Genomic DNA, 20,786 nt, shown 5'->3' on the forward strand with positions numbered 1-20,786 from the left:
TTTCGTTTTAATTAATTTTAATTTTTGTTTTGTATCTTACTATAATTAATGCCGAGATTAGAATTAATGTTACCCCAATGACTAATGTAAACCATGAAACATGATCATCTCCAAAACTCAGCACCAACTCCGAATCACCCGTTAGCACAAATCCCGCCCAAAAATGCGGGTGTCGCCATTCAAAGGACGCGTTTTGTAGATAATTCAATTTGGCGTTGGCTAAAGCCGTCCCAACGGTTTGTCCGGACTTGAGATTTCTGTAAAAGTCTATCATGATTTGACTCGTAGATTGGTCATTGACCGTCCAGATGCTATGGACCACCGAAGAAGTACCGGATTCAGTAAAGGCTTTGGCAATACTTCGGTTGGCGTCTCCAGCAATCCATTTTCCAAGTCCTGTTTCACAGGCACTGAGAACACTAAGATCCGAATGATGGTGCATCATGGCGATGTCTTCATAAAAAAGTTGATCCATTTCTAAGGCCAGATTGGTATTTTCTGAACTCATCACTGTATGTCCAGCAAAATGGAAGATTCTACATTTTTTTAGGGCTGTAATCAATTGATCTTTTGTTATTGATTCTGATCCATTTGGGAAGACATCCAATTCTTTATGTATTTCCTCACATTCTTCCTGAGCATGTTTAAGATGATAGATCGATCCTCTTTCTACAGAGCTGATTGGATTTTCAGGATATTGCGGAGCAAGTATCAGGATTTCATTGGATTTAATTTTCCTTCTGCTTTTGCCTTTACCTTTGGGATAAATTCTGGAAAATCGATAGGAAATCTGATGTTGTTCTATTAATAATTTCTGATTGTTTGCGACAAAAGCTTCAAAAGGTAAATTGTGTAGTGTACCATCTGGGATTATGGTCAATTTTTTTGGTCCGTCTGTCGGCATGTCTGACCAGAAAAATTGATATAATTCATTCCATACCATTTTATTATGATTATCCTTTTGGGAAATAACGAGGTTCATGGTGTGGTACAATTTATCCATCTGTTCTTTTGCTCCCAATACCACAAAGTTTTTTAAACCATTCAGCTCACTGTATCTAAATATATATCGGGAGCTAACAAAAAATTCAAGATAATTTGTAGCAGTATCCTTATCAAAAATATCATAGAATTTTTGATTTAATATTTTTTCTAGTTTAAGACGCAGTCCAGTAATACTAGCCGATTTATCATCATTGTTGATTCGTTCTTTCCATCGGCGTATTTGGCTGATGGTTTTATCAACTTCCATTCTTTCACTCTCAGAAAGCTCTTCAAAACGTGCATTGGTATTCCACCGATCATGGATTAGCTGACTCTTGGAATAATCCAGAAGATCTCTCAAATATCCCAATAATTCAGTATCATTTTGGATCTTTTGAAATTCAGCACACCAATCAAAAGTCCTCTCAATATAATGTCTGAGTTGTTGAAGAGAAAGTATCTTTGATTCTTCACCCAATATATCTTCAATGGTACTCTTAGAAAGATATCCTATCAATATTACAGATTGAATGGCCTTCTTTAAATTGCGAATGTCATTTGATTTTTGAAATCGAACATACTCGATTTGGCTTTTCAGATCAAATAATTCAACCAATGTGTTTTCGCGATAAAGTATTTTTATATCGGGTAATTCAGGATTATTTTCTGTGGAGGGCAATAAAAGTTGAATTCCCAATTGGTAGAAATGATTAGCTGAATCAGGCCCAAATGCCCATAAAGCAGCCAGACCTAATTTGCAGTACAGTTTGGACTTTTCACGAACTTCGGTGTTGGAGACCTTCAGTAAATTTTGAATGGACTCTTGATAAATCTGATATGCTTTTACATATTGATTTGACTTTAAATAGTAATCTGCCTTTAGACCATTCACTTCTACTAAATAGAGTTCATAATTTTTTTCCAGTTTTATTTTGGGAAGTAAATTTTCGACTTGATAGAAAAACATGTCGAAAGCCTTCACAGAATCCTGAAGTAATAAATTCTTTGCTAAATCAAAGGTGTTGATAAATTCTCCATAACCATATTTAATATTCTGAGAATGTTTTATTCCGTGCAGAAAAATAGAATCAGACTGTTGCCAGTCAAGTTTGGTCCTGTAAAGTTTACCCAAATTACTATATACGCGACTTAATTTTTCTTCTTCCTGACATTCAATCAAATACTTGACAACTTTCCAGCCATAGTATTCAGCTTTCTCAAAATTATCAAGACGCGTAGCAATTGTGAGCAGGGGATTTTCTATGTACCAGCCATAATCATCCAATTGTTTTGGATCCTCCAAAAGCCAGTGAGCGCGTTCGTATATTTCAAAAGCACTGTAAAAATCTTGGGCTTTTCTATAGTTATTCGCTAAGCCCTGATAAGCCATTCTGAGTGACTTCCTGTCCTTTGGATGTTGCAGTTTTTCTGCTCTTATGAACCACCATTTTAATGAATCCAACTGGTCAAGCCAAAGACTGGTGTCTGAGTGGTTAATTCGGTTTTGTGTCTTTTTCAACTCATTAATGTATTCTTCGGTACACCGATTTCCCCAGAGATTATCCAAATTGGCAAAACAAGGTCCTACATTTTGTCCAAGTAAAATGGGAGAAAGAAGAAAACAAAGAAAGAAGGACAGTACGCCCAACCGTATTTTACAAAGGACTGAAAAACAACTGACAAACCAAGTTGAAACACTCGAATGCAGCATTGGGTTGCTTGTTTTAAAAATGGGTTTTGCGCTTAAAGATATTGCTTTTATTTTGTTTATAGGAAAATTCTTATATAAACATATCTTTGTCTCCGGGTAACATAAGTTGCAGCCAAACACATATTCTGTATTGGACATACATCAAATTTACCGGCACATTAGGGGTTCTGTAGCAGATCGGGAAAGAGCCATTACCTGGCTTTATCAAAACAAATCTCTTCAGGCAAGTGTAGCCTCTGTCGTGAAAAGAGGTGGTGGAACATCTGAGGAAGCCAAATTGATTTACCACGAGGTGATTGTCCAATTTGTCCAAACGGTTTTCTCCAGATCAGATTTTAAAATAGAGTCAGATCTAACCGCTTATATGTTAGGGGTGGCAAGGTTTGTTTGGTTCAAAGAAGCAAAATCTAAAATCCGGAAAAATTTTGAGTCAATTGAACACCATGATCTAACTTTAAATTCTTCTACTAATATTGAAAGCGATTTAATTGGTGAAGAAAAAATTAAAATGTTAGAATCAATATTGACAAAACTCGGAACCAAATGTAAAGAAGTACTGATGTATTGGTCACATGGATATAGCATGCAGGAGATTAGTCTCCTCCTAGGCTATAAGTCAGAAGGAATGGTTCGAAAAAAGAAGTGTTTGTGCATTGCAGAACTTTCATCTTTTATTAAGAGTCACCCTCATTTGTTAGAAACTCTCAAAATATGAAAGAAGATTTACAATTAGCATTGGATTATTTGGACAATGTCCTCAGTCAAGAAGATAGACTTGCCTTTGAAAATCGTCTGAGCACCGAACAAGAACTACGTTTACTTTTAGAAGATATAGAAAAATCCAAGCAACTATCCAGATATTTAATTGAGATTGAAACCAGGAATGTGTTGAATGCAATCCAAAAACAAAGGTCCAACACAAAATGGATGTATTGGTTGGCTGCTGCAAGTGTCGCTCTATTGATCTGCGTTCCTTTTTACTTAAAACATCAACCTAATATTGAGCCATCCAAACAGGAGCTATTTGCTCTGATGGTAGATCCCGCTCCTATGCAATTGAGGTCAGATAGCCTACTGATTGATGATTTGTCTGAGGCTATGCAGCACTATCAAAACAAGCATTACAATGTCGTTATATCTCGGCTCGAAAAATTGTCTGTGGATTCAATCTACTTTTTACAGTACCAAAGGTATCTGGCTCACGCTTATTTAAGGACGGAAAATTGGAAAAAGAGTGATAGCATATTTAGTATTCTATCTAATAATTCAGTTCTAGAAATTTCAATGGAGGCCATATACCATCGATGTATTGTTGCTATAGCAATTAAAGATAAAACAAAGGCAAACGAACTTTTTCAAATTATTCAAGCATCTTCTCTAATTTCAAATTCAAATAAACAAGGACTGGGAAAGTTGATCGGTGAAATTTAGGGTACTCATCGAAATTATATCGTATATTCGTCAAATTAGGCCAGCCTGGTTGCACCCAATACAACCTGTGAGATGAATCTTTGCACCAGTCTATTGATGCTATCAGATTTTGCTTTAATAGGTATCACCTCACATAATTTCCAAAAACCAATAATTTAGGTTTGTATAATGGATTCTATTATCGACGCCATTATCCTCAGTCTCCTAAATTTCATTTTTCCAAGCTCAGCTTTTAAAATTTCCAGGCAGGCATTACCTTTGCTTGAAATTGTCATATCCATAGATGGTAGAAATAAAACCCTTCACCCAATGCACTTATTTATTGATCAATCTTATTTTGCAATAATCTAATCCTATGAAATTGAATGTATATTTTTCAAAAAGTCTTTTACGTATTATTTTAAGCATGATTTCGATTTACGTACCTGATGTCATTGTACTTGGCCAGGATATCACTTTTGAAAAACGCCTCTTATTCGATTTAAGTGAATCGAAGCGGTCGGTGATTCGTGTCAAACCTGATCTATTTATTGTTTTAACTTCAGAATCAAGACATCTATCCCCTTACTTTTATTTAAGTTGGTATAACGATCAATTTGATACAATCCGACGCATACAATATGAATGGGAAAGATTTCAGGCCAATAGAATGGCATTACTTCCCAATAGTGATATTGCGATCATCGGTACAATTCATACAGAAAATACCACAAAGCTCGCTGATTATGGTGTGGTGTATTTGACAAAGAAAGGTGAGGTTAGATGGAAAAAAACCTATGGAGGATCCGGTATTGACTCAGGTGAAAAAATATTATCTCTGGATGGAAAAATATTGATTGGAGGCAGTTCAGATTCAAACAAAAGCGGAGACAAGTCAGAAAATAGCAGAGGAAGATTTGATTATTGGTTTTTGACATTGGATTTGGATGGTAACAAAATATCTGATAAAACCATCGGCGGAAATCACGACGATAGGCTAAGGTTCATGTTACCTCTAAAAAATAACAAATTCAAAATGGTTGGAAACTCGATCTCAGTTATCTCAGGTGAGAAACGAGTGGCCCAAAAAGGAATGGGCGATGTCTGGGCTTTTACCATGGACACAAGCTGGAATATCACAAACCAAATCGCACTTGGAAATGAGTTTGAAAATAATCCCAGCAATGGCATCCTGGAGGAAAATAAAAGTTCAATGGTGCTGACCTACGACAAATACGAGTCCAATTCCAAAAATTTATAGATCACCCTTTCCAGAATAGACACAAATGGACAAACGATTAAATCAAAGATCTTTAAAACTGATATGTCTGATGCAGCATCCAATCTGATTAAAACTTGCGATGGAGGCTATATAATTACTGCTTCGAGCAGTTCCGGTAAATTTGGAGACAAATCTGAAGGCGGATATGGGGGTAGAGATATTTGGATCATTCGCCTGGACAGAGATTGGAACATACTGTGGGATAAAACCATAGGAGGAATAGTCACCGAATCATCGCCACTTTTATTTAAAATAAATAAACGCGAGTACTTCCTGGTATTCAGTTCGCAGTCTCCCCATTCGGGAAATTTGTCCCAGGAAAATCCTGATTACAAAATTAGCCCCTATGTGATCAAAATCACTGATAAATCCATTCCTAAAAATTGGTTTCAGGCATGGCGAAAAGGATGCAGCATATGCGAGTCCATTGATGAATTCATTGAAATGGAAAACTTGCTCAATCAAGTTACAGAAATTAGTGAATTATTTCCTGAGTGAAATAATTAATACCACAAAGATATGAAGCCATGACATGGTACCAATAAATGGGACACTGATCTAATTTAGTTAAAAAATAAAATTAGTACACATTTTACCCCTGCGACAAAGATAAGCATTGCTCCCAAAATGTCAAGAGCAAGTCGAGTTCCGCCGGAAGAATACAGAATAAAGAGGTCGGCGGAACTCTTGACATTTTGTCCGCAATAAGCTTGGTCCTCGTCTAAGGGTAAAAATGCAAAGTCATGTTTTGTTTCCATATTAGTTGCAATGAGTGAATTGATTTTTCGAATAATAAATATTTTCAAATTCTAAGGGTGTATAGTATTGAATGGATGAATGCCTTCTGATTGTGTTGTAATAGCCATCTATGTATTCAAACAGAGTGAATCTTAATTGATCCAAATCATCAAATACAGTACCTCTAATGCATTCGCATTTGAGCCTTGAGAAAAATGATTCGGCAATTGCGTTGTCATAAACTTCGTTTTTGCGAGTCATACTTTGTCTATTTCCTTTAATGGCATTTTTGAAATCTTTACTAGAGTACTGCGTTCCTCGGTCAGAATGGACAATCACACTTAATTTATTTTGGATGCATTTCAGTTTTGCTTTATTGAAGGCTGAAATAACCAGTTCGCTTCTCATATGAGTCTGAACATCCCAGCCCACTACTTTATGCAAATAAGTATCAATCCAAGTTGAAAGATAGGCCCATTGGCCATTCTTTAAAGGAATGTAGGTAATGTCACCAACCCATACTTCATTTGGTTTTTGCGCCTTTCCAAAATCAAGAAGTAAATTGGGTGCAGGAAATTTGGTCCCGGTGGAATCAGTTGTTTTTGGAACAAAACTCTTTGGCTGGATTGCTTTCAAATTTTGTTCCTTCATACATTTGCGAATCAAATGGCGGCTAACATTTTTTGAATATTTTACGGCTAATTCCATTTTAATTCTACGACTTCCATACCTATTCATATGAGAGTCAAATACGGATTTTATTCGGTCTCTTAATCCCAAATGTTTAGTGGGAGAATCCCTCCTGTGGATAAAATGATACAAAGTATTCCTTGGAATATTCATCATCTTGCAAAGCTTGTTAGTAGGATACACACCGCTTAGACTCTGGATAAATTCAGCTTTTGGTTTCATGTCTGCCGGCTGAAAATGTTCAAGGCTTTTTTTAAAATATCCCTTTCCATTTCAACATCCCTTAATTTCTTACGGAGCTGTTCAAGTTCAGTATAAGGATTATTTGTTCCTGGCTGGACGGAAGCATTCCTGGTAATCCTGATTTGACTACGCCAATTGTAAAGCATTTGCTTACTAACGCCAAGAGAATCAGCTAATTCGCTAGCGTTCCTCCCGGATTCGAGCAAATGAATGGCATTAAGCTTAAACTCGGTATCGTACCTCCTCCTCCGATTGTTTGTCTTTGATTGATCCATAACACAAATTTAAGTTAGATTTGTGTACCATTTTCTTGGACCACTTCACCAATTAATATTGATGACTTCATTTATTTTAGTATTTTTTTTTAAGGATGAAATCTATAATAATACTAAGTGTAATTATAGAATAGTCCAGAGCCATTTTAGAATTTTACAATGCTTAATGCCGCTAAACTATTTTCCAATTTATCGGAATATTTATTTTACCATATTGGGATAAAATATGGGATACGTCTAAAAATTGATAAATATATTCAGTGATTTGTTCAGAATATTTGGGTTTATTGGTAAATAAAAAAAATCTCTATTTAGGCATTAAGTTGTAGATTATATGGAAAATAATTTGAAACTCAATAAACTAAATAGCATATAAATAATCAGATTAGATTCTTTTCGTTTTTACCATGTTCTTTATAACCATAATTTATTCCAAAATTATTTCAAAGAGAGAATTGAGCTGATTACCTTTGGAAGTTAAATTGCCCTTTGTATGAATTTTGTACGGACTCTAAAATCGACCATTGTTTTAAAATATCAAAAAAGCCAAAGACTGTTGAAAGTAGTTTTGGCCTCGATTTTCTTTTCTCAACTGGCTTTCTATTGGCCCGGCCCTATCGATAAACCCATTTTGTTTGTATCCCGCCAAATACCTTGTTGTGGTTCCGTCTATATGAAAGACGCAAAAGCATTACCCGGTATTGGAAATTTTTCTAAATACCAACTCGCGGCACCCGGATTTTTGTGTATTCTGCAACCCAATGGAGATATTGACACCTTGGTCAATGGTGGAAATCCAACGGACCATAGTTTGCACTTAATTGATATCAGTTCTCCAAAAATTTCTTACGATGCTAAAAAAGTAGTTTTTGCAGGATTGGAAAACGGCAACTACAGGGAAGGAAGTCTTTCTACCAAAAATGCCTGGAGGATCTATGTGATCAATATGGATGGATCAGGATTGCGACAGATTACTTTTGACGAAATCCCATTGGATTTAAGTCAGTTTAACCCCTTGGCTACTGGTGTTTTAACTGGAGTAGATGACACCCATCCTGTTTGGCTGCCGGATGGTCGAATATGTTTCAGCAGTACAAGGTTTAGAGACATTGCCATGTATAATCTGACCAGAACGACCAATCTTTATGTGGTAGATGAAGATGGAAAATACTTACACAGAATTACCACTGAGAAAAATGGAGCTGACAAGCCAGAGATTGATCCTTTAACTGGTAAAATAGTCTATTCCCGTTGGTGGAGAAATTTTTATTGGCCTTATGATTCTATCCATCAGCAAGCACATCCTGAATATAAAGAAGGTTGGTTGTATAAAGATGGCATGACCAGCGATTTGAATGCTGTGATTGATGGACAAATGTTCATGTTTAACAACAACGCTTTTGCATTGACTGAATTGAATCCAGATGGTACCGGATTAAAATTATTTTCAGGGCACTATCGCGAAATTTCTTCTAACAGTGTGTATGGAGGCAGTTTTGATCAGGATGGCAATTTTATTGGCAATTGGTTTCCCATTGAGCACCAGACTGAATCTTCAGGTTTTGGTGGTATCCGAAAATATTTCAGAGGTTCAGGAATAAGCCCAGTTTCTCTGGCCGGAACGACTACTTATGGAAATTTGGATTACTATATCAAGGATCCTCCATCGTATGGTATTTTTAAAGGCTATTATGCGGCTGAACCCTCTGTTGGATCAGACGGAAGCATTCTTTTTTCGCTGTCGAAAGATCCGGGACAAGACTACGGAATTTACAAAATGAATTCCGATGGTACCTCCAAAACTTTGATTTATGACCACCAGGGCACCACGGAACTACACGCCCAATGGGTTGAAGCAAGGCCTTTGCCTCCAGTAATTCCGGATCAGATCAAAGATCAGGCATCGATTCTTCCACCAAAGGATATAAATGATCTGAGAAAAGATGGCAGTTTTGAATTTGATTGTAGAAATATTTTTTACAATTCTCCGGTGGACGATGGCATCATTGCTGCACCGGCAATCGGAGGCCTTTCAACGGTTCGTTTTTTTGCTTCTCCATTGACAAAAGAACAATTTGGCAGTTTGGAAATGCTCAATTTTCCAATCCTATACAATGAAATTGCGGTGGATGATTTTGGCCGTGTTTTGGAAGTGGATGCACCTGCCAATGTCGCTCTGTTTGAACAAGGGAGAACTTCTCAGTCATTGGGGTACAAAGTAAGCAGAACTGGAGGTGGAATAATGGATGGCGCAGCCCATGTTACAGGTTTTAATTTTGGAAAGCCTGGTCAGAGGGTGAGTTGCGTGGGCTGCCATGCCGGTCATAGTCTGATCCCTGTGCCCGACAATCCGGAGGATTTGTTTTTTCACAATGTTGCCCCGGGAGCAAAGGTCATGGCTTCCTCTTCGATGAATGCTCCGGGATTTCTGATTGATAAGAAAAATAAACATGCCAGACACCATTGGTTTACACCCGAAGGTGTGCAACCACAAGGCCAATGGGTCAAAATGCATTGGCTAATGCCATTCTATGTTAAAGAGATTGTACTGCATAATATTCCAGATACCAGCAGAGCCCAAGTGCTAAATTGTACCATAGAATTGTTTGAAGATTCTGCCTACAACAAGTTGGTTAAGACCATACCCACTGTCAATCCAATTTCAGGAGGGGGCACTGGTTTTGCGATGAATGAAAATTTAAAAATTCAATCCCTGAAAATTACATTCAATGAAGTAAAAGGCGGTATTTATCATTGGAACGCGGCGACCCTTGGCGAGATAGAGGTGATTGGCAGTATGGTACATCCTGATCGCTTTGTCGATGTAATTGATTGCAAAGGGAAAGCTTACGGCTTGCATCGTATTGATTCTTGCGGGCAATGTTTGTTGCCAAATGATCATAGATGGAATGATTGTTTGACCCATGTGGTGGTTAAAAAACAAGATAGGATCACAATGAAATTGAATCTTGTTCCAAATCCTGCAGATCAAAGAGTTTCAATATTCATCCATCATGATCAGATTCCAGGACCCACTTATTTCATACACCTGAGCAGCGGCATAAAATTCCGTATGTTTCCAGAATGTCATCGTGGAGTATGTTCAATTATTGTAAGTGAGCTGCCTTCCGGAGTCTATGTGGTTGAGATGCCATTGGATGGGCATTTCAAGAGGAGTAGGTTTATAAAATTATAGTACCAGAAAACAAAAACAAGGTAATTATTATAAGGAAATATAAGATTTGATGGATCTATATTATTGGTTCTTCTACACATAAAAAGCAGTTTCGATTTTGACAACAAGTCAAAATCAAAACTGCTATCCAAGCGTGTGATCATTAAGAGGGGTTCTCAGCGTGTTACCAAACCAGCTCTCATACATGCGATTCATTTAAGGTGCCCTCAAAATGTTACCAAACCTGTTCTCATGGTGTAGCGTGTTCATTTCAGTGACTACTACCAAGTACTTTTCGAAAATATTAGCGGGCTTTCAAGATTGATTAGGGTGCTCTCAAGGCCTTACTAAAATCTGTTCTCAAAGTAGTGTGTTCAAAAATCAAACAAGCAATCTGGATTCTAAACTCAATTCGGCTGTTTTTTTTAAGCCGCCGTGCTCTTTAGCGTCGGTATTACAAAGATGGGGTGGGAAGGCAGCGAATTGGGTTTAATTGGTACACAAAATTTAATTTTACAGGGCAATTATTGCAATAAATTGATTTTTATTCAACTAAAAGTTTAATTTTGTGTGAATAATTAAACTGCAGATTTATTTTTATTCAATCATGCCATGAAAGAAAATATAAGTTGGGAACAATTTCAGCTCAGGCTGCTGGGCAATATAAAGTCTCAGGTAGGCGATCACAATTTTGCCAAATGGCTTTCTGAAGCTTTGGACATTTCAATCACTGCGGCATATAAAAAAATCAATGCTCAAAATAAATTGACCGTCTCGGATTTAATGGATCTTACCTCCAAGGTGCAATTTTCTTTGGACCAGGCAATGGCAAGCAAATTATCCCCGATACCATTTATGAGCGATGCAATCAGAAGAACGCCGGAACATCCAGCAGAATATTTTCAAAATCTGGCCAACCACTTACAGTTTTTGAAAGAACTTAAGGATCTTAAGTACATGTTTTTGGCAAATGAGGTCCCCATTTTTCATTTTATGTGCTTTCCCGAGCTAATTTATTTCAAGTTGTTCGTATGGAATTATACAGTCTGGCAAAAGGACTTTGGCACAAAAGGACTCAAATACGATCCTGAGCCCTTTCGAAGAGACCAGGGATTAAGCGATGCCATATTAAACTGCAAGTCGATTTACTATACCTTTCCGGGTATCGAGATTTGGAACAATCGCATGTTTGATCTTATCTTGGACCAAATCAAATATTTTGTTCACCTCAGATCTTTCAGATCCAAGAACGACATCACCGCTTTGTTGGATGAGTTGTTCAAACTCTGGAAGCATCTTGAAAACATGGCAGAATCAGCCACCAAACCGAATCAGGCCGATCCGTCGAAAAGTCCTTCTATCAGAATCTACAACAATGATTTGATTTCAAGCAGTGAAACCATTTTGGTCAACTCCAGTCTGGTAAATTTACTTTTTCTTTCAGTTGATTATCCCAATATTATCAGAACCCATGACAAAAGGATGATTGACCATGCCAGAAATTGGCTTAACCAAACTTTGAAGCATTGCAATCTAATCAGCGGTGAGGGGGAGCGGGAGCGACAGGAGGTCCTTCAGATTTACAGGATTCACTTTGAAAAAGCGGAGGAAGAAATCCAGGCTTTGATGAAATACAAATCCTATTCATAGCATTTTCAGGGTAATTTTCTTTTTTCGAAATTTTTTGCACTTTGCTTTCAAAGTCTTACTTTTGTCATAACAAATGATCAGCCATGAAAAAAGGAACCATTGTCTTATTATTTAGTTGTTTATCTGTGTTTTGCAAGGCTCAACTGATTTATTCAGACCTCTATTCAAGCCAATCGATAGGCAATCTAAGTACGATCCTGATCAGTGGGGATGAAAAATTGGGTCAAATCAAACATTTGCCCAATGGGGACTGGGAATTGACCTCTCTCCAAACCGGCTCTTTAAAACTTGCCCAGGCACTGACAGAGGAGTGGGTGGACGATGCCACAACCGCAGCAAAGGTAATTATTGGATATGTTGGCGTTCAAAACCAGCCTTGCCACCATTATTTGGTGAGAAAAATCCAGAACAGATTTCAGATTGAAATTTTTAGGTGCAATTGATATCCAATACAGCTGCCAAAGTTTTATTAATTGTATCTTCTTTTTAGAAACCACTCATTGTCATTTAATCGTACACCGGCATTGAAACGGATGTATTGAGTTTTTACTTTTTCCGTCAATTCAGTAATTCCAGCTTCCACCCCAATATTGATGACCGCTAGTTGTCTTTGAAAACTAAAAGGCATTCCTACTCCCAATGTAAACCCATAATTGGTGAGATTATTTCCACCCTCCTGCAAGTAACCTGTCTCATAAAATAAGCCATATCGGTACTGACTACGGTTGGGCAATCTGGCATATCCTGTTCTTGCCGGTCTCCAACTTCCGCCAACATGTATTCCCAACAAATTGGAAAGACTTCCTTTGGCCCCATCATACAATTTGGCATTTCCCCAAAACTCATAATTGAAATCCAGCAGATAAGATCTCTTGTCCTGCTCATTGTAAAACAATCCTGCTGTGAATTTTAGGGGTACTTGGGAATCGCTTCTCAAATCCTTTGTATAGAGAATGGTATCGGTGACATTCACCAGGTTAAGTCTGGTGTATTGCAACAAATCACTTGTGAAAGTCAAGTTGGAAGGAAGGGTAATATGAGCACCGACGCTTAGAACCTTTGGTTTTAATGTCTTATCAGATTTCATTTTTGTGCGATTGACCGTCATTGCATAGATGGTGCCAAGCGTTAAATCAAATCCATTGGCATGGATTTTTTGTTCAGAATAGTTAGCCGCAGCTCCTGGTAAATCCCTTAAGCGCAGGGATTGAAAATACTCAATATTGCCAAAGATATAACCTGCAGAAAGGCCCAAAGACCATTGCTTGTGGCGGTAGGCAGCCCCGAGAGAAAATCGGGACAATCCGCCCCGACCTTCCTGTTCCCTTGTGGTTCTGCCAGAAACGATCGTGCTGTCTGAAATCACATATTTATAACCAGTGAAAGAATAGGGTTGGATTCCAATACTGACACCAATTGGATATTTTTCTTCTTTTCGCTCTAAAAGTTGATTGATGGAATTAAACAATGGAACAGCAAGATGAATGTAATTCAGGTTTCCAGACCAATCTTTGAGTTTTTGACCAGTATTGTCCTCTAGTGAACTGTATTTTGAATAAAAACCCAATTCTGCATCGGTAATTTTCAAGAAGCCGAGTGAAGCGGGATTTGCAAAGTTGAATTCATCCGAATGGTGATAAGCTGCTCCGCTGCCTCCTGTGTGCTGGGAGAAAGGGGATCTGGATCTTTGAAGGTCACCCAATCCAAACCTTGACAAGGGTGAAAACTCATAATTTTGAGCATGTATTAAGCCATTTGCCAGAAAACACAAGGCCATCAAAGTATTTCTTTTCATAGATAATCCAATATTGAGTTTAAGCCTCTCATCACCAGCAAAGGCTCATAAACGGCTGCAAATTTGATAAAAGTTTTGAGAATGGCTGCATCGCCACCGGTAATAACGGGTATTAAAGCCCCGTATTTTACAGCGAGTTCAGTATAATACCGATCCACTTCAGCCCCCATTCCCTGCAATACACCAAAAATGAGTGCCTCCTCGGTGGATCGACCCAATAGTTGATTCTCAATGGTATTAAAAGTCTGAATCAAAGGCAATCTACCAGTGAAATGATGCATGGCCTTCCAGCGCATATGCATCCCTGGAGCTATGTTCCCCCCCCGAAAGACAGCTTGATGGTCTAGCAGATCATAGGTGATGCAAGTACCTGCATTGACAATCAATAAATGCCGATCCGGAAAAATTGATTTTCCACCACAAAGAGCTGCAATTCTATCTTGGCCCAGTGTTTCTAGGCTTAAATAATCCAACTCTATAGGTAATTTTGAAAAAGCATTAAAGCGGATTGGTTTGGTCTGTGTAATGATCCATTCCACCATGGCATGATTTGGGTTTTGTACGGTAGAGAGAATGCTCTGATCAAATGAACGCTGTAAAATCCATTGTTTGATCGATGCAGCTTCCTCATGGAAGAAAGATTCAAAATCGATCAGTTCGTTGCCTTTGAATCTCGCAAATTTTATTTTGGTATTCCCGATGTCAATGGTAAGATTCAAAATCTATTTTAAATTAGTGTTTAAATTGACGGATACCAGAAAAAACCATGCACATTTTTAATTCATCAGCCCTGGCAATTACTTTTTGATCATTGACTGAGCCTCCTGGCTGGACAATGGCAGAAATACCTGCTTCAGCAGCCAACTCTACACTGTCGGGAAAAGGGAAGAATGCTTCGGATGACATCACACTTCCAGTGGTGGCGAATCCCATCGCATTTGCTTTTTGGATGGCTTGTCTGCAGGCATCAATTCTGGATGTCTGTCCACAACCCATACCGATCAATTGCTGATCCTTCACAATGGCTATTGCGTTTGATTTTAAGTGTTTGGTACAACGTGCCGCAAAGAGTAAATCGCTGACTTGAGATGGGGAGGGCGAAAGTTGAGTAACCGATTTAAGATCCTCTGATTTCAGACTGCTATGATCTTTATCCTGGGTCAGGGTTCCATTCAATACTGTGCGCAATTGCAATTGGCCGGATGGCCAGTGTTTAATTTTCAATAAAATTCTGGATTTTTTTGAACTCAATAAAGGGAAAGCCTCTGGATCAAAGTCCGGAGCAATCAAGACTTCATAAAATAATTTATCAATTTCGATGGCCGTATTGTAGTCAATGGTTTGATTTGAGACAATAATACCACCAAATGCAGAAACAGGATCTCCGGCCAGGGCATCATGCCAAGCTTGAATGAGTTGATTCCTCACAGCAATCCCACAAACGTTGTTGTGTTTTAAAACGGCGATACAAGGACCATCGTTTTTAAAATCATTCATCAGCTCCATGGCAGCATCCACATCCAGGAGGTTGTTGTAGGACAACTCTTTTCCATGTAGGAATTCCAATCCCAAATCGCCTTCAAACCAGGCTTTCTGGTGGGGATTTTCGCCATACCGAAGGGATTTTTTAGCCCCCAGTTGGTTTGCAAAATAATCCCTGATTAAGCCATCGTAATGGGAACTAACAACAAATGCCTGTTTTGCCAATTTCTTCCGGGTGGATAGTTGTGTGATCCCGTTATTTTGCAAGATCTCTTTCAGTTCAGGGTAGGATTCTCTGGAGGGAATGACGACCACATCTTTGAAATTTTTGGCGGCTGCCCTGATCAGTGAGATGCCACCAATGTCGATCTTCTCAATGATTTCATCCTCATCATTGCTGGCGGCAAGGGTTTCTTCAAATGGATATAAATCCACCACCACCAAATCGATGGAAGGAATTTCGAAGTGAGCCAATTGGCTGAGGTGATCCTGGTTTCTGATGGCAAGTATTCCGCCAAACACCTTTGGATGCAGTGTTTTGACCCTTCCACCCAAGATGGAAGGATATCCGGTGATGGTTTCTACACTGACAACAGGTAGTCCTAAAGACTCGATGAATTCCTGAGTACCTCCGGTGGAATATATAACCACACCAATGTCGTGCAATAAGCGAATAAGGGGTTCTAGACCATCTTTGTTAAAGACAGATATAAGGGCTGAGTTTATTCGTATAGAGTCCATGGGGGGGATTTGGATGGGCAAAATTAATACAATTATTAGAAGAAGCTAACCCGACAAGTCTTGAAAAGAGCCTTAACATCCCATTGTCAATTGAAATGTAATCAGAGCAATAAAACAAATGAAGAGATTGCTTCTGCTAAAGCGCTATATCCAAAAAATGCTTTATACCTTCCCTATTCAAATCTGAGAATTAAAGAAAGATAAATTGTATTTGCAGATTTCCGTCTTTGTTGCGCCTTGAAATATAAGCTGGAACGTTTTAATAAAAGCTAGAGAAAATCCTCCTTTTGCTTTTCGAAAGATGGTCAACGTAGATTGTGGGTTTTAAAATGTAACTTTGTCTTTTCGTCAGGAACCACTAATTATGTTGATGTACCACGTCACTGTAAAAATCAATCCAGAAAAAGCAGAGGAATGGCTTCATTGGATGAAGACCAAGCATATCCCTGAAGTACTTGATACCGGTTATTTTATCAAATGCAGGATGTCTAAATTGGATACCGACGATCAGGATGGTGTCACCTTTTCCGTTTTGTATGATTGTCATTCGCGGGAATCATTGTACCAATATATGAGCCTTTGTGCACCAGCTTTACAAAAAAAGCACATTGATAAATTTGCAGGTCAATTCGTTGCATTCAGAACCATCCTGGAAGTCAATGAAGAATTCTATCCCAGAAAAAGGGAAACATAGTTTAATTTCCCCGGAGCTGTTGAAGAAGCTTTTGGTGATTTCCAGTCAACAAATCCATCAGAGTGGTTTTTTCGAGCAATATTTTCAACTCCTGATTGACCGGACCCACCAAATGATGCATGGGGCATGGCTTTTTGGCATTGCATTTACTGAAATGCAAAACGCAGGTTGTAAAATAATCTTTGTGGTCAGAAATTTTCAATATCTCAGATAGTGGTGTGATGTAACAGATCTCCTTTATTTCAAATCCACCTCCAGGACCTTTATAGGAATTCAGCAGACCGGCATCAACCATTGTCCGAAGTTTTTTCGAGATAAAAGCCATGGGAATGCCCAATTCATCAGACAATTCTTTGGCGCCAAATAGCCTTGTTTGTCGGTGGTGAATTACCATATAGATCAATACCTTTATGATATAACTAAAACTTTTTGTGAATACCATAGATCGTGCAGTTCTGCAAAAATACCAACTTTTAAATTCTAACCGGTGATTAGAATCAATCTTCCAACTGATCACCATCATTGACATCATTTTGACTGGAGTTTACCTTTGTTTGTGAAAATAATGGATAACGATATCTATTACTGAGGAATTTGCGGTGGTTTAATCATTTGATGAGAGTGAATTAAGATTGTCCGATCTCATACTGGATAGGCGTGTCCATTGTTATTTTTTATTGTTCATTTTAAAACTTAGTTATGAAAAATCAAATGCCTTTTTTTATATTAATGGCAGTCCTTAGCAGCTTATTCATTGGCTGTTCTGGAGGAGTCAAAAAAGAAATTCCTCCTGTGGATATTTCAAAATTGTCAGAAAACCAACCGGAAGTGCATGGGACTTTGGTGGAAGACAAAGACATTGTACTCAACAATCCTTTGAACCAGGATTGGGTCAGCAGTGGTAAAAACATTTACGAATTAAAATGTCTCGCATGCCATAGGTTGAATGAGGAGAGATTGGTTGGTCCCGGTTGGGCAGGTGTGACCAAAACGCGCAAACCTGCCTGGATTATCAATATGATCACCAATGTTGATGTCATGTTGGAGACAGATGAGGAGGCTCAGAAATTGCTGGAGCAGTGTCTTGTCAGGATGCCCAATCAAAACATCAGTGCTGAAGAGTCCAGACATATATTGGAATTTATGTTCCACAATGATGGTCAGAAATAGTAAAAATCAATTTTAAATTTAGAAGTTATGAAATCAATCATTTTTAAATCAATTATTGGTGGCAGCATGCTTGCATTATTCTTATTGTCAGCGTGCAAACCCAAAGGCATGCAAACAGCTGTGCAAGGTGATGCTGCGTTAAAAGCGTATGTTGCGCCAGGCCAATATGATGAGTTTTACAATTTTGTTTCCGGGGGTTTTAGTGGACAGATGTCCGTATATGGTTTGCCATCAGGACGTTTGTTTAGAGTAATTCCCGTTTTTTCTGTGGACCCGGAAAAAGGATGGGGTTATTCGGAAGAAACAAAGCCGATGCTAAACACTTCACATGGTTTTGTGCCCTGGGATGATCTACACCATCCTGCATTGTCCACTACAGATGGAATCCACGATGGTAAGTGGGCGTTTGGAAACGCAAACAATACACCCAGAATTGCCCGAATTGACCTGACCACTTTCAGGACCAATGAGATTATTGAAATACCAAACAGTGGAGGCAATCACTCTTCGCCTTTTATCACTGAGAATACTGAATATGTGGTGGCAGGTACCCGATTTAGTGTCCCAATGGATGGTAAGACTGACGTCCCCATAGAATCCTATAAGGAGAATTTTAAAGGCACCGTAAGTTTTATTTCAGTGAACAAGGACAATGGAAGAATGAATATCGCTTTCCAGATTTTATTGCCGGGTGTAAATTTTGACCTTGCCAGAGCAGGAAAAGCTAAGTCTCATGGTTGGTTTTTCTTTTCATGTTATAATTCTGAGCAAGCGAACACTTTACTGGAAGTAAATGCTTCGCAGAAAGACAAGGATTTTGTGATGGCAGTCAATTGGAAAAAAGCAGAGGAATATATTGCTGCAGGAAAAGGTGTAAAAAAAGCCGTGCGATATGCCCACAATGTTTTTGACGAATCCACCCATACTGCCACCAGTGAAATCAAAACCGAGGTTTTGGTTTTAGACCCCAAAGATTTGCCGGGAATGGTTTATTTTATGCCTTGTCCCAAATCTCCTCATGGATGTGATACAGACCCCACAGGCGAATATATCGTTGGAAGTGGAAAACTCGCCGCGGTTATTCCGGTATTTTCTTTTACCAAAATTTTAGCAGCCATTGACCAGAAAAATTTTGAAACTGAATATGAAGGCATTCCCGTCCTGAATTATGATGCAGTTTTACACGGTGAGGTGACAAAACCGGGTCTTGGCCCATTGCATACAGAGTTTGATGACAATGGATATGCGTATACCTCATTTTTTGTTTCATCGGAAATCGTAAAATGGAAGATAAGTGATTTGACCGTTGTGGACAGGGTTCCAACGTATTATTCCATCGGACATTTATGTGTACCAGGTGGTCCTACCAAAAAACCCTGGGGCAAGTATGTGATTGCTTACAATAAAATCACCAAAGACAGGTACCTGCCCACAGGACCTGAATTGGCTCAAAGTGCCCAGCTGTATTCTATTGAAGGAGACAAGATGAAGTTGTTATTGGATTTTCCAACGATAGGAGAGCCTCATTATGCAGAAGCAATCCCGGCTGAACTCATCAAACCCAAAAGTGTGAAAATTTTTAAACTGGAAGACAATAAGCATCCTTATGCTGCACTGGGTGAAAAGCAAGCAAGGGTAGAAAGAAAGGGAAATGAAGTACATGTGTACATGTCAAGCATCCGATCACATTTTGTTCCTGATAATATTGAAGGTATAAGGATGGGAGATCAAGTTTATTTTCATGTGACCAATCTGGAACAAGACTGGGATGTACCTCACGGATTTGCCATTAAGGGGGCGAGCAATTCAGAATTGTTGATTATGCCTGGAGAAACGCAAACCCTTTTGTGGAAACCTGACAGAATTGGAGTTTTTCCAATGTATTGTACTGATTTTTGCTCTGCCCTTCATCAGGAAATGCAAGGGTATATACGTGTAAGTCCTGCTGCCTCAAATCAACCGTTGACCTTTAGTACCGGCGGAAAGAAAGATAAACCCGCTCAGTAAATGATTGTGTAACTAAGTTTTTCCGGGATGGATGATGCAGTCTTGTCTTTCTGTATGATCCATTCCCGGAATTTTTAAGTGCTCAAATAATTTCTAATTGTTCCTATAAATTTAAATGTATGAAAGCTATCATGTTTCTATTGTCCATATTGGTGTTTCAATTAAATTGTACCAATCCACAATCTCAAAATCAACAAAATCCTGCCACAGATTTTGAATCCAAAGGAGGGCAGGAAGCTGTCGAGGACAACGAATCTCAAAATGACATTGTAAAAATCGCAGTTGGGTCTGCAGATCACACTACTTTGGTCGCAGCCCTCAAGGCTGCAGAATATGTAGATGATATTTCCAATGCAGGACCTTTTACAGTTTTTGCACCAACAAATGAAGCTTTTGGAAAACTTCCCCCTGGAACCGTCGAAAACTTGGTGAAACCTGAACAAAAAGCCAGCTTACAAAATATTCTTGAATACCATGTGGCAGTAGGTGTCTTCAGACAAGATTACTTAAGCGATGGTCAAACAATCGGCATGGTCAATGGAGATAATATCACCGTTAAAATCAATGGCGATAAGTTGACAATCAATGACCATGTTAATGTCATTGCTGCAATTACAGCATCCAATGGTTTGATCTATGTCGTAGATGGAGTTCTATTGCCTCCAGCTAAATAATCCTTGAGTGCTGGATTTGTCCAATTGGCTTCGTGATCCATTTTTTTACCAATACACTTTTACGA

Annotated in this window: 19 protein-coding genes; 12 read left to right on the plus strand and 7 right to left on the minus strand. The window is 38.6% G+C overall.

The features are described from left to right. Positions 1-7: 7 nt before the first annotated feature. Positions 8-2,551: a CHAT domain-containing protein gene (locus IPM48_07010; GenBank protein MBK9271330.1), complete on the minus strand. Its 2,544-nt coding sequence runs from the start codon at positions 2,549-2,551 to the stop codon at positions 8-10. A gap of 1 nt (position 2,552) precedes the next feature. Between IPM48_07010 and IPM48_07015 the strand changes: the two genes are divergently transcribed. From IPM48_07015 to IPM48_07035, 5 genes are all read left to right on the plus strand, one after another. Further along, complete coding sequence (locus IPM48_07015) at positions 2,553-2,795, plus strand: hypothetical protein (GenBank protein ID MBK9271331.1); 243 nt, start codon at positions 2,553-2,555, stop codon at positions 2,793-2,795. Between the two features lie 30 nt (positions 2,796-2,825). Then, on the plus strand, positions 2,826-3,410 hold the full coding sequence (locus IPM48_07020; protein MBK9271332.1) for a sigma-70 family RNA polymerase sigma factor: 585 nt from the start codon (positions 2,826-2,828) through the stop codon (positions 3,408-3,410). After that, positions 3,407-4,126: a hypothetical protein gene (locus IPM48_07025; GenBank protein ID MBK9271333.1), complete on the plus strand. Its 720-nt coding sequence runs from the start codon at positions 3,407-3,409 to the stop codon at positions 4,124-4,126. Before IPM48_07020 ends, IPM48_07025 begins: the two co-directional genes overlap by 4 nt. 406 nt (positions 4,127-4,532) lie before the next feature. Continuing rightward, complete coding sequence (locus tag IPM48_07030; GenBank protein ID MBK9271334.1) at positions 4,533-5,366, plus strand: hypothetical protein; 834 nt, start codon at positions 4,533-4,535, stop codon at positions 5,364-5,366. A 63-nt stretch (positions 5,367-5,429) separates the two neighbouring features. Beyond that, the gene (locus IPM48_07035; protein ID MBK9271335.1) at positions 5,430-5,885 is read left to right on the plus strand and encodes a hypothetical protein; all 456 of its coding nucleotides are present in this window, start codon (positions 5,430-5,432) and stop codon (positions 5,883-5,885) included. 261 nt (positions 5,886-6,146) lie between these two features. On the opposite strand, the gene IPM48_07040 is transcribed toward IPM48_07035, so the two are convergent. Continuing rightward, complete coding sequence (locus IPM48_07040) at positions 6,147-7,037, minus strand: IS3 family transposase (protein ID MBK9271336.1); 891 nt, start codon at positions 7,035-7,037, stop codon at positions 6,147-6,149. Then, a complete protein-coding gene (locus tag IPM48_07045) occupies positions 7,034-7,333 on the minus strand; it encodes a transposase (protein MBK9271337.1) in 300 nt (99 codons plus the stop codon). Before IPM48_07045 ends, IPM48_07040 begins: the two co-directional genes overlap by 4 nt. 493 nt (positions 7,334-7,826) lie before the next feature. On the opposite strand from IPM48_07045, the gene IPM48_07050 reads away from it, so the two are divergent. The 3 genes from IPM48_07050 to IPM48_07060 all read left to right on the plus strand — a co-directional run bounded on the left by IPM48_07050 (position 7,827) and on the right by IPM48_07060 (position 12,601). After that, positions 7,827-10,529: a hypothetical protein gene (locus IPM48_07050; GenBank protein MBK9271338.1), complete on the plus strand. Its 2,703-nt coding sequence runs from the start codon at positions 7,827-7,829 to the stop codon at positions 10,527-10,529. Between the two features lie 591 nt (positions 10,530-11,120). Next, positions 11,121-12,158 carry a hypothetical protein gene (locus IPM48_07055; protein MBK9271339.1) on the plus strand — a complete coding sequence of 346 codons (1,038 nt, stop codon included), beginning with the start codon at positions 11,121-11,123 and terminating at the stop codon, positions 12,156-12,158. Between the two features lie 83 nt (positions 12,159-12,241). Continuing rightward, the gene (locus IPM48_07060) at positions 12,242-12,601 is read left to right on the plus strand and encodes a hypothetical protein (protein MBK9271340.1); all 360 of its coding nucleotides are present in this window, start codon (positions 12,242-12,244) and stop codon (positions 12,599-12,601) included. Between the two features lie 26 nt (positions 12,602-12,627). Here IPM48_07060 and IPM48_07065 read toward each other — a convergent pair whose 3' ends face one another. Genes IPM48_07065 through purH form a run of 3 tightly spaced genes read right to left on the minus strand, consistent with a single transcriptional unit; the run spans position 12,628 to position 16,176 of the window. After that, positions 12,628-13,953 carry a hypothetical protein gene (locus IPM48_07065; protein MBK9271341.1) on the minus strand — a complete coding sequence of 442 codons (1,326 nt, stop codon included), beginning with the start codon at positions 13,951-13,953 and terminating at the stop codon, positions 12,628-12,630. After that, the gene (locus IPM48_07070) at positions 13,950-14,672 is read right to left on the minus strand and encodes a type III pantothenate kinase (protein ID MBK9271342.1); all 723 of its coding nucleotides are present in this window, start codon (positions 14,670-14,672) and stop codon (positions 13,950-13,952) included. The genes IPM48_07065 and IPM48_07070 overlap by 4 nt, the downstream gene beginning before the upstream one ends. A gap of 13 nt (positions 14,673-14,685) precedes the next feature. After that, positions 14,686-16,176, minus strand: coding sequence for a bifunctional phosphoribosylaminoimidazolecarboxamide formyltransferase/IMP cyclohydrolase (gene purH / locus IPM48_07075; protein ID MBK9271343.1), 1,491 nt, complete (start codon positions 16,174-16,176; stop codon positions 14,686-14,688). Between the two features lie 337 nt (positions 16,177-16,513). Between purH and IPM48_07080 the strand changes: the two genes are divergently transcribed. Continuing rightward, positions 16,514-16,870, plus strand: a complete 357-nt coding sequence (locus IPM48_07080; protein MBK9271344.1) for a DUF4286 family protein — start codon at positions 16,514-16,516, stop codon at positions 16,868-16,870. A gap of 1 nt (position 16,871) precedes the next feature. On the opposite strand, the gene IPM48_07085 is transcribed toward IPM48_07080, so the two are convergent. Continuing rightward, positions 16,872-17,312, minus strand: a complete 441-nt coding sequence (locus tag IPM48_07085; GenBank protein MBK9271345.1) for an Rrf2 family transcriptional regulator — start codon at positions 17,310-17,312, stop codon at positions 16,872-16,874. Between the two features lie 269 nt (positions 17,313-17,581). Between IPM48_07085 and IPM48_07090 the strand changes: the two genes are divergently transcribed. The 3 genes from IPM48_07090 (at position 17,582) to IPM48_07100 (ending at position 20,721) form a co-directional block, all read left to right on the plus strand. Then, positions 17,582-18,040, plus strand: a complete 459-nt coding sequence (locus tag IPM48_07090; GenBank protein ID MBK9271346.1) for a c-type cytochrome — start codon at positions 17,582-17,584, stop codon at positions 18,038-18,040. A 27-nt stretch (positions 18,041-18,067) separates the two neighbouring features. After that, complete coding sequence (gene nosZ / locus IPM48_07095) at positions 18,068-20,047, plus strand: Sec-dependent nitrous-oxide reductase (protein MBK9271347.1); 1,980 nt, start codon at positions 18,068-18,070, stop codon at positions 20,045-20,047. 119 nt (positions 20,048-20,166) lie between these two features. Continuing rightward, a complete protein-coding gene (locus tag IPM48_07100; GenBank protein MBK9271348.1) occupies positions 20,167-20,721 on the plus strand; it encodes a fasciclin domain-containing protein in 555 nt (184 codons plus the stop codon). Positions 20,722-20,786: the final 65 nt, after the last annotated feature.

It is taken from the genome of Saprospiraceae bacterium, assembly GCA_016715965.1.
In the GTDB taxonomy this organism is placed as follows: domain Bacteria; phylum Bacteroidota; class Bacteroidia; order Chitinophagales; family Saprospiraceae; genus Vicinibacter.